General features: G+C 60.3%; 10 protein-coding genes and 2 pseudogenes. 5 read left to right on the forward strand and 7 right to left on the reverse strand.

Translation table 11 applies throughout. The annotated features are described in order from the left end of the window. The first annotated feature begins 60 nt into the window (after positions 1–60). Positions 61–1,006, forward strand: a protein-coding gene (locus GHK62_RS08330) for an IS630 family transposase (RefSeq protein WP_167528167.1) whose coding sequence is annotated in 2 segments (ribosomal slippage) — positions 61–399 and positions 401–1,006 — 945 coding nt in all. Because the reading frame shifts where the segments join, the coding sequence is not laid out codon by codon here. Between the two features lie 139 nt (positions 1,007–1,145). Here GHK62_RS08330 and GHK62_RS08335 read toward each other — a convergent pair. After that, the gene (locus GHK62_RS08335; protein WP_153438037.1) at positions 1,146–1,874 is read right to left on the reverse strand and encodes an FkbM family methyltransferase; all 729 of its coding nucleotides are present in this window, start codon (positions 1,872–1,874) and stop codon (positions 1,146–1,148) included. A gap of 322 nt (positions 1,875–2,196) precedes the next feature. Here GHK62_RS08335 and tnpA (GHK62_RS08340) point away from each other — a divergent pair, with 322 nt between their 5' ends. The 4 genes from tnpA (GHK62_RS08340) (at position 2,197) to GHK62_RS08355 (ending at position 4,885) form a co-directional block, all read left to right on the forward strand. Further along, positions 2,197–2,565: an IS66-like element accessory protein TnpA gene (gene tnpA / locus GHK62_RS08340; RefSeq protein WP_153438039.1), complete on the forward strand. Its 369-nt coding sequence runs from the start codon at positions 2,197–2,199 to the stop codon at positions 2,563–2,565. Then, entirely contained in the window at positions 2,562–2,909 is a 348-nt protein-coding gene (tnpB, locus tag GHK62_RS08345) for an IS66 family insertion sequence element accessory protein TnpB (protein ID WP_085033633.1), read from the forward strand. The genes tnpA (GHK62_RS08340) and tnpB (GHK62_RS08345) overlap by 4 nt, the downstream gene beginning before the upstream one ends. A gap of 63 nt (positions 2,910–2,972) precedes the next feature. Then, positions 2,973–4,589, forward strand: a complete 1,617-nt coding sequence (tnpC, locus tag GHK62_RS08350) for an IS66 family transposase (RefSeq protein WP_153438041.1) — start codon at positions 2,973–2,975, stop codon at positions 4,587–4,589. Continuing rightward, a complete protein-coding gene (locus GHK62_RS08355) occupies positions 4,589–4,885 on the forward strand; it encodes a hypothetical protein (RefSeq protein ID WP_153438043.1) in 297 nt (98 codons plus the stop codon). The genes tnpC (GHK62_RS08350) and GHK62_RS08355 overlap by 1 nt, the downstream gene beginning before the upstream one ends. A gap of 57 nt (positions 4,886–4,942) precedes the next feature. Here GHK62_RS08355 and GHK62_RS08360 read toward each other — a convergent pair. From GHK62_RS08360 to tnpA (GHK62_RS08385), 6 genes and pseudogenes are all read right to left on the reverse strand, one after another. Then, a pseudogene (locus tag GHK62_RS08360) lies at positions 4,943–5,219 on the reverse strand (IS3 family transposase); the annotation flags it as partial. 4 nt (positions 5,220–5,223) lie between these two features. Then, positions 5,224–6,245 (reverse strand): annotated as a pseudogene (locus GHK62_RS08365) (transposase). Next, entirely contained in the window at positions 6,160–6,735 is a 576-nt protein-coding gene (locus tag GHK62_RS08370; RefSeq protein ID WP_167528193.1) for a DDE-type integrase/transposase/recombinase, read from the reverse strand. Before GHK62_RS08370 ends, GHK62_RS08365 begins: the two are co-directional and overlap by 86 nt. 88 nt (positions 6,736–6,823) lie before the next feature. Further along, entirely contained in the window at positions 6,824–8,416 is a 1,593-nt protein-coding gene (gene tnpC, locus GHK62_RS08375) for an IS66 family transposase (protein ID WP_153438046.1), read from the reverse strand. A 44-nt stretch (positions 8,417–8,460) separates the two neighbouring features. Then, positions 8,461–8,814: an IS66 family insertion sequence element accessory protein TnpB gene (gene tnpB / locus GHK62_RS08380; RefSeq protein ID WP_153438048.1), complete on the reverse strand. Its 354-nt coding sequence runs from the start codon at positions 8,812–8,814 to the stop codon at positions 8,461–8,463. Beyond that, a complete protein-coding gene (gene tnpA, locus GHK62_RS08385; protein ID WP_327791134.1) occupies positions 8,798–9,145 on the reverse strand; it encodes an IS66-like element accessory protein TnpA in 348 nt (115 codons plus the stop codon). The genes tnpB (GHK62_RS08380) and tnpA (GHK62_RS08385) overlap by 17 nt, the downstream gene beginning before the upstream one ends. Positions 9,146–9,320: the final 175 nt, after the last annotated feature.

Genomic DNA, 9,320 nt, shown 5'->3' on the forward strand with positions numbered 1-9,320 from the left:
GGATTCCCTTTTTGTTGGGATTGTGATTCAAGATCATTGCTGGTGAGGAGGCCAGCAATGATGGCGCGACCTCTTTCTCTTGATTTACGCCAGCGCGTCGCCGCCGCTTTGGCCGGAGGCATGACGGTGCGGGCGGCCGCCTTGCGCTTTGGGATATCGGCGGCGACGGCGGTGCGGATCGGCCAGCTCGACCGGTCCGGCCGCGGTTTGGCGCCGGCCAAGATGGGGGGCCATGTCAAACCCATGCTGCGGGGCGCGGCGGCCGATGAGGTTCACCGCCGACTGGCGGCCAAAACCGATTGGACGGTGCGGGCGCTTGCCGCCGATCTGAAGGCGGCCGGGATCGATGTCTCGCATGACACCGTTTGGCGGTTTCTGCGCCGCGAAGGCAAGACATTTAAAAAAAACGCTGATCGCCAGCGAGCAGGACAGGCCGAAGGTGGCGCGCTTCCGAAGCCGCTGGAAGACCCATCAACATCGACTTGATCCGCGCCGCCTGGTGTTCGTTGACGAAACCTGGGTCAAAACCAACATGACGCGCAGCCGCGGCTGGTGTCAGCGCGGCCAGCCGCTGATCGCCAGAATACCGCATGGCCATTGGAAGACGCTGACCTTCCTCGCCGGGCTGCGTCACGACCGCATCGTCGCACCCTTCGTGCTCGACGGCCCGATCAACGGCATTGCCTTCACCGCCTGGGTCGAGCAATGCCTGGCGCCAACCCTCAACCCCGGGGATATCGTCATCCTCGACAATCTCGGCAGCCACAAGGGCAAGCCGGCGCGCAGCGCCATCCGCGACGCCGGCGCCCATCTGTTCTTCCTGCCGCCCTACAGCCCCGACCTCAATCCGATCGAGATGATGTTCGCCAAACTCAAGACCCTGCTGCGCAAGGCCGACGAGCGTAGCGTCGAGGCGACATGGCGGCGCGTCGGCGAAGCTCTCAAGGCGTTCAGCCCGCACGAATGCGCCGCCTATCTCAGGCATGCAGGATACGTTTCAACGTAGGTCTGACAGACTCTAAGGCATGTCCAGGGCCTGACCGACCGCGCCATCGCGCACACGCTCGGGGTGAGCAATGGCGTCGTGCATGGTTATCTGCGGCGCGCTCGTCTTGCCGGGCTGAACTGGCCGCTGGGCCGCCGCATCAGGGCAATCGCTCGAAGATCACGTTGTCATCAGTAATTGCAGCAAGCCGGTATGATCTGCATTCCATCAGATTGATGATCCGAGCCCTGTCACCCTTTATACGATGCTCAGCACTTGGCTCGCATTGGACGACAGCAGGCCTGATGCGCTCGTAGTCGATCGCCTTAATGAGATCGTGATCCAGTCCTTCGCAATCAATCGATAGGAAATCAACCTTATTGGCATATGGCGCCAATAGTTCATTGATACCGATCGCGCTGACCTCGATTTGTTCTCGGATACCTCCAATACCATTGAAGTCGCCGAAACTCTCAAGATATGTCTTATTCACAGAGGAAAGCTCATGGGCGTTTCCGATGAAGAGCGTGGCAGACGCTTGCGGAGCGGGCAAGACTACGGATCGCACGAGAACGTCTTCCGGACGGGCAGTGCGGATCATCGCTTCCAATTCAGGATTTGGTTCAACCAGAACACCTCGCGCACCTCTTTGGTACATAAGGTATGTGCTTGACGTAGAGATGGGATGATTAGCGCCGATCTCGACATAGAAGACACTGGCCCAAGATCTTTGGCTCTTGCAGAGTCTTGCAGCCAGGATACCTTCGACAATAACGTCTTCTCCGGCATGTGAGTAACTGGCCGGCGCGAAGTTCTTGATCCGAGAGTTCGGTAGATTGAGCCTAGCGACCTCATGGTTTATGGACTGGTTTTCAAACTGGGACAACATAGCGCGCACTCCAATCTAACCTGCGATCTTGGGTCAGAGTCGTTACGACCGGCTTGTCGCGGCGGCTCTTGCTCATCCCAGCAATCAGCGTGCCACCTGCGGCGCTCCTTACTTAGCAAGAGTGAAACACGCGCGCCCGCTGGGGAATGGCCGCGGCCCTTTTGTCGGATTCGCGACATCGGTGCCACCAACCGTCCGAAACTTGCCGAAGTGACGTGCAAACGTAACCGCCCGATTGTCACCGCCTGCCGGCTATCGTCGTGATGGCCTAAGACACGTCTTTAACGACGTCGTTAGCGACGTGTCTTAGGCGAGGATTGCGATGCGGGTGGAAATTCTTGGGCAGGAACGGCGGCGGCGGTGGTGCGACGAACAGAAGCTCGAGATTCTCATGTCGGTTGGGATCGACGGGGCGACGGTGACTGAGGTTGCGCAGCGACACGATGTGACACGACAGCAGATTTACACCTGGCGCAGTGAGCTGAAGAAGAAGGGACTGTTGTCGCCTTCTGCGAATGCGGTGTTTGTTCCCGTGGAGATGAATGGGACGCAGACCGAGCGCCGCGGGGACCAGCAGGACCCCTCTGGGATGATCGAGTTGCGATTGGCCTGCGGTCGCAGCCTTTGCTTCGACAGCGGCGTGGATTCCGCCACGCTGACGCGGCTTATCCGGGCGGTGGAGTCGGCATGATTGGACCAGGGACCGGGGTTCGGGTCTATCTTGCCTGTGGAGCCACCGACATGCGTAAGGGGATAGAAGGTCTGGCTGCGCTTGCGCAGGACGTGTTGCGCCAGAAGCCGACAGGAGGTGCGGTCTTCGCCTTTCGGGGGCGACGTGGCGATCGTTTGAAGCTCCTTTATTTTGATGGCCAGGGCTTCTGCCTTTATTACAAGGTCCTCCAGAGAGGCCGCTTTCCGTGGCCGTCGACCGCCGATGGAACGGCTCGGCTGACGTCGGCGCAACTGGCCATGCTGTGGGAGGGAATCGATTGGCGACGACCCAACTGGGGTGCGCCGCCGGCACGCGTCTGTTGATTTTATCCCTCTGAATCTACTTGTTTTTATGGCCATTCCTCCTGGCTTATGCTAGTCAGGCTCATGTCGAACGCGAGCCAAAATCTTCCCGACGATCCCGCCTTCCTGAAGGCGATGATCGCCGCCTTGCAGGCGGAAAATGCGAAGATGTCGGCGACATTGCAGGCGCATGGCCAGTTGATCCAGACCTTGCGGCTTCGCATTGCCAAGCTGAAGAAACAGGTCTTTGGCAAGTCCTCCGAAAAGATCGAGCGAGAAATCCAGCAGCTGGAATTGGCGCTGGAGGATCTGTTGATCGCTGCGTCGGAGAACAGCACCAGGTCGATCGACGAAGCTGATGAGGTTGCCGCATCTACGGATGCTCAAAAGCAGACGGTGACGCGCCGTCGCCCACGCGTGTCGGACAAGGCAGTTCGCGAGCGTAAAGAACTGGATCCAGGCTCGTGTTGCCCCGCTTGTGGCGGTGAATTGCGTCTTGTGGGCGAAGACGTAAGCGAAATCCTCGACATGATCGCCGCGCAGATGAAGGTTATCGAGGTCGCCCGGCTGAAGAAATCCTGCCGTTGCTGCGAGAAGATGGTGCAGTTGCCAGCACCTAGCCGTCCAATACCGGGCAGCATGGCGGGTGCCGGCCTTCTGGCTTACATCCTGGTCTCAAAGTTTGACGACCATCTGCCACTGTATCGGCTGAACGAAATCTTCGCCCGCATGGGCGTCGACATCCCAGACAGCACGCTGGTCGATTGGTGTGGTCGTGCCATGCGGGTGCTGCAGCCGCTGATCGAGCGCATCGAGACCGCGATCATGGGAAGCGACCTTCTTCATGCCGATGATACCCCGATCCGGGTGCTGGATCGCTCGAGGAGGGACAAAGGTTTGGGCAAGGGCGTGAAGAAGGGCAGGATCTGGACGTATGTCCGCGATCAACGTCCTTGGGCGGGTGCTGCTCCACCGGGCGCTGTCTACTACTTTGCTCCCGACTGGAAAGAAGAGCACGTCCATCATCACCTCAGGCAGGCGAGCGGTATCCTTCAAGCAGACGGCTACAAAGGCTACGGGAAACTGTACGAACCCGACACGGAGGGGCAATCCCGCTTCCGGGAGGCTTCATGCTGGGCGCACTGGAGACGTGACTTCCACGATATCTGGAAATCGAACAAATCCGAGATCGCCTGCGAGGCTCTCGACCGTATCGGTGCGCTTTACGACATCGAGCGAGAGATTGCAGGTCAGCCTGCCGATATCCGTCTTGCTACGCGTCAGAAGCAGAGCAAGCCAAAGGTCATAGCATTGCGTGCCTGGGCCGAAGCGCAACTGGCCCGTATTCCGGGCAAAGGCGATTTGGCGCAAGCCTTCCGTTATGGCCTGAGCCGCTGGTCGTCATTCTGCCTGTTCCTGGAAGATGGTCGTGTCGCCATCGACAACAATGCCGCCGAGCGGGCCCTGCGCCCAATTGGAGTAGGGCGCAAGAACTGGCTATTTGCTGGCGCTGACACCGGCGCGGAGACCTTGGCACGCGCCATGACGATCATCGAGACGGCCAAGATGAACGGCCTCGATCCGCAGGCCTATCTGGCCGACGTGCTCGACCGCATTCACGATCACAAGATCAATAGGCTCGATGAGCTGCTGCCCTGGAACTGGGCACCTGTCATAGCCACCTGCGCCGAGGCCGCCTGATGGCAACCGTGACCCATGTGTTCAGCATCGACTACGTCGCCAAATTGCTCGATGAAGATTCCGAGCTCCTTCAGGCGATCGTCAGCAACGATGACAATCTGAGCTACGGCAGCATCATCAGCGTCTACACCGCGCCGGACGAGGCAATAACTTCGCTCACCCGCAACGGAATTGAAGAGCTGGGGCAAATGCTTGCCCATGCTCGTCGCACCGCTGACGAATGGAACGACTTCCTCGAAGACTTCGTCGATGACCAGGAACTCATCGCTCGCATCAAAGCGAAATCTCCGCGGTAACAACCGGGCGGTTACGTGCAAACTGGCCTGCTGCCGGTTTTTCAGACACGCTGTTAATTAAGCTAGCATAGCTTTCTCCTCGAACTCGACGGGGCTCAGATAGCCCAGTGTCGAGTGCCGTCGCCGAGGGTTGTAGAAGCACTCGATGTAATCGAACACGTCCGCACTGGCGTCATCCCTCGTCCTGTAGACCTTACGTGCTGTCCGCTCGGTTTTCAGCGACGAGAAGAAGCTCTCCATCGCAGCATTGTCCCAGACGTTGCCTGACCGGCTCATCGAGCACGTGATGTCGTGGTCGGCCATCAACCTGGAACTGCTCGCTGGTGTATTGGGCGGATTCAAGCGGTCGTCGCAACACCGATGTGTTCACTCACGACAGCAACTCGTCAAGCGCCTCTGCCGGCGTTTTCCAGGGAAGGGTTTTTCTCGGTCGGGCATTAAGGGCCGCGGCCACGGCGGCGATCTCGTCGGCGCTGTGGACGCTGAGCTCGGTGCGCTTCGGGAAGTACTGACGCAGCAGCCCATTGGTGTTCTCGTTGGTGCCGCGCTGTCAGGGCTCTTACCTCGACTGCGTACGCGGGTCCTGCGGACCCGCAGCACGCGCCCCGTTCGCAAGCAGGCCGACAGTTCGCGGCGTAGCGCTCCCCGACCCTGAACGAAGAGAGCTCGATAGAACTTCGTGGCTGATGCGCATCGTCTTGTCGTCCGGGAAGTCGATCGGCAAGCGTCGGGCGATCTGCTCCGGGCTCCAAGCCCTGGCCCATCGCCGATCCTTTCTCGGACCGTGCCGGCGGCCCTTCCACCGAACGGCCGGGCCAGGAACGGCGGCGCCACTTGGGGACATGACGACGCCGGCCAGTCGCTGCTCCACATAAGTGCGCAAGGTTGTGTGGAGCGCAAGCTTGGTCGGTTTGGGCCGACGGGCCGATCGATCGGCGTGCCATTGGGTTGTCGATGCACGATATTCCCGCCCGCCGCTGCGCGTCGCGGCATTGCGTCGTAGCTCACGGGAGATGGTCGAGGTGGATCGGCCAAGTCGGCGTCCGATCTCGCGTCTCGAAAGGCCCTGAACGCGAAGAAGTGCGATCTCCTCCCGTTCCGCAAACGCAAGGTATCGCTCTGACGGCGGCTTGGTGGAAGATCTGAACATCGCTGGTGCCATGCCGCCCGCCTGTCGGAACAATCTGGTTCCAACAGGCTGCGACATACCAGCCGCCAGCGCAGCATCTTCGCTGGTCAGCCCCTGCGCTATCCCCAACCAGAATCGCTGGAGTTCAGATCGCCCCGCCACTGGCGGACGTCCCGGTGACGGCAACGGCGCCCGTCCAGAACGGTGTGATCGTCGCTTTCCAATGCCCATCGCAACCTCCTTCGTTCAGGTGTTGCGACGACCGCTTGAATCCGCCTTGGCCGCCTCGGTCGGAATGATGGATCAAGCCTGGCGGCGGCGTTCTGCGGTCGATGGCCGCCATCAGGGCTTTGGTCGTGAGGCGCGAGTCGATCGAGCGGCCGATGGCGTATCCGACGAGCAAGCGCGACCACGCGTCGAGAACGATGGCGACGTAAACGAAGCGGCCCGGTACAGCCACATAGGTTATGTCGGCGACCCAAAGCTGATTTGGACCGCTCGGCACGACGTCCTTTGCCAGATTGGGGAAGATCGGGCCGTCATGGTCGCTGTCGGTGGTGGCAATGAAGCGCCGCCGAACCTTGGGCTGCAGATCGTGCGCGCGCATCAGGCGCCTGATCTTCTTATGGTTCATGACCAAGCCCTGTTGACGCAGGGCGGCGCCGACGCGACGGTAGCCGTAGAACTCGAACCCGTCGCAGATCGTGAACATCGTTTCCACGATCGCGGCGTCGTCGGCCTGCTTCTGAGGGCGGTCATAGTGTAAGCGCGCATTTCGCTGCGCGTTATAAGTGGGCTTGAGCCGGCGGTCAGGCAGGCTGCCTTTTGAAGTTGAATGGTAGCAGGTCATCGATGTCGGCGTTGTCGGGACGCTGCGGCAGTTCGGTTAGGACGTGGCGCAACCACGCGAATGGTTCGACGCCACAGGCGCGACAGGTCAACATCAGGCTATAGGTGACGGCGCTGGCCTTGGCTCCATCGACGGTGTCGCTGAACAACCACGATTTTCGGCCGGTGGCAAAAATTCTAATGTCGCGCTCGAGTAAATTGTTATCAATCGGCATCCTACCGTCGTCGGTATAGCGGGTCAGATATTCCCATTGATTGCGCGTATAGGAGACGGCATCGCCAAGCTTGGTGTCGGGCACGACCTTTGGAGCGATCGCGTCGAGCCACGCCTTGAGTGCGTTCAGGACCGGGACGCTGTGTTTCTGGCGAAAGCGGCGCATGTAGTCGGCCTGTGGTTCACCGTCATCCGGCCTCTCGTCCCGCACCTGCCTTTCGATCCGGTAGAGCTGGTCGAAGAACTTGATGGCCTGCGCCGGCGGCCCGCCGGGTTTCTTGCGCGCCTTGAGAGCATCGACAAACTTCCGCCTGGCATGGGCCATGCACCCGACATGCGTGGCGCCTTTCAACGTGCGCCAGGCCTGATAACCGTCACTCATCAGGATGCCGCGGTAGTCGCCAAGGAAGGCCTGCGGATGCTCTTGTCCGCGGCCGGGCTGATAATCGAACAGCACGATCGGCTGTTTACTGTCCTCGCCGCTGCGAAAGGCCCACATATACGACGTGCTGGTCGCTTCCTTGCCCGCTTCCTTCAGCACCTGGACTGTGGTCTCGTCGCCATGAATGACGGTCTGCGATCGAAGCCGCAGCTTCAGCCTGTCATAGATACGAGACAGGTGTTTTTCGCTCGAACCGATCACCCAGTGGCCCAAAGCGCCGCGGCTGACAGGAACCCCGGCGCGCTCGAAGGCCTGCGCCAAACGATAGAGCGGCGTGCCGTCGACATATTTATGAACGAGCGCGAAGGCCAGCGTTGAGGCCGTGGCGATGCTACCCGGAAGGGGCTGCTTCGGCATCGGCGCGATGATAACAGGCGTGCTGATCCCGGTGCGGTCACAGTTACGGCACGCATATTTGGCTCGCGCATTCTGCAGAACCGTGGCCTTCACCTCGATGTGAAGCTGCTCGGTAACGAGCTCGCCCATGCGATGCATCGGGTGGCTGCAGCACGGACAGACCTTCTGGTCGTCGGCAAGGTCATATTCGACGCGCTGGCGCGGCAGGTTCGCCGGCAATGGCCTGCGGCCGGGTTTCTTGCCCTCCGGCTTTTCGATCTCCGCCAATCCCGTGTCCGGTAGAGCGACGGCATCATCGGCGTCTTCGCTGTCCTCGTCCCCCTCAAGGGCAGCCTGCTCGGCCTCGTTGAAGATGCGATCCATGTGCTTTTCGCTGCGAGGCGCAAAACGATGCAACTGCGCCAGCGCCAGTTCTTCTTCAAGCTTGAAGACGCGCTGCGCAAGGATATCCTTCTCGGCCTTCAGCGCGGCGATTTCGGCAGCATTCGCCGCCAAAAGCGCCATCAATTCCGCAACATCAGGGGTGCCGCTTCGAGTCATTATAGTCTTGAATCTGAGCCGTTCCCTTACGTCAACGGCAAAGTTCAGCCGACAAATTCATATTGCCGCACCGGATGGCGCACCATCGCGTCGAGATCAATGCCGTCGAGCAACCAGTGCAGTTGCTCGGCATCGAGCGGCACCACCGTCTCCTGCCGTAAAGGCCAGCGGAACTTGTCTTCCGTCAGCGCCTTCAACATGAGCACAAAGCCAGACCGATCGAAGAACAGCAATTTCATCCGGGTTCTGCGACGATTGCAGAAGGCGAACACCGCGCGCTCGAACGGGTTGAGGCCCATTGACTGCTCCACCAGGATCGCAAGGCTGTTGATCCCCGCACGAAAGTCGATCGGCTCCCGGTGAAGATAGACGCGCAGATCATCAGCCAGCCGGAACATCGCAACGCCCCAACGCTTCGATCATCGCCGACAAAACCTCAGCATCCGCATCTTCCAGCTCAAGCCGCACACCGTTCGGGAGCGACGCCTTTAACCGCAGCCGTGGCGATGTCGGCCGAGCCGACGGGGCCGGCGGCCGCACAGTCGGCACTGCCGCAACCACCGGAACGAAGGCCGGCGGCGCGCTGTTCGACATAACCGTCAATTCCGTCTCGGTCGCTTGCCGGCGTCGGCGGAGCGCCACCCAGTTGCGCAACTGATTGGCGTTGACTCCGTGCGAAAGCGCAAGCCCTGCAATCGATACTCCCGGCTCAAGGGCCGCATCAACCAAGCGCTCCTTCTCAACCGGATCAAATCGTCGCTTACCGTTGCCAAGAACCCGAACCACTCGAAGCGGCCCTGATCTTCCCGCGCCATCCAATGTCATGTGTCCACAGTCTCCGTTGTGGACACAGAATCCCTCACTGCCACGTCTATGAACAGGTGCGGGGAATTCCGCGCTTACG

Source organism: Sinorhizobium terangae, assembly GCF_009601505.1.
Taxonomy (GTDB): domain Bacteria; phylum Pseudomonadota; class Alphaproteobacteria; order Rhizobiales; family Rhizobiaceae; genus Sinorhizobium; species Sinorhizobium terangae.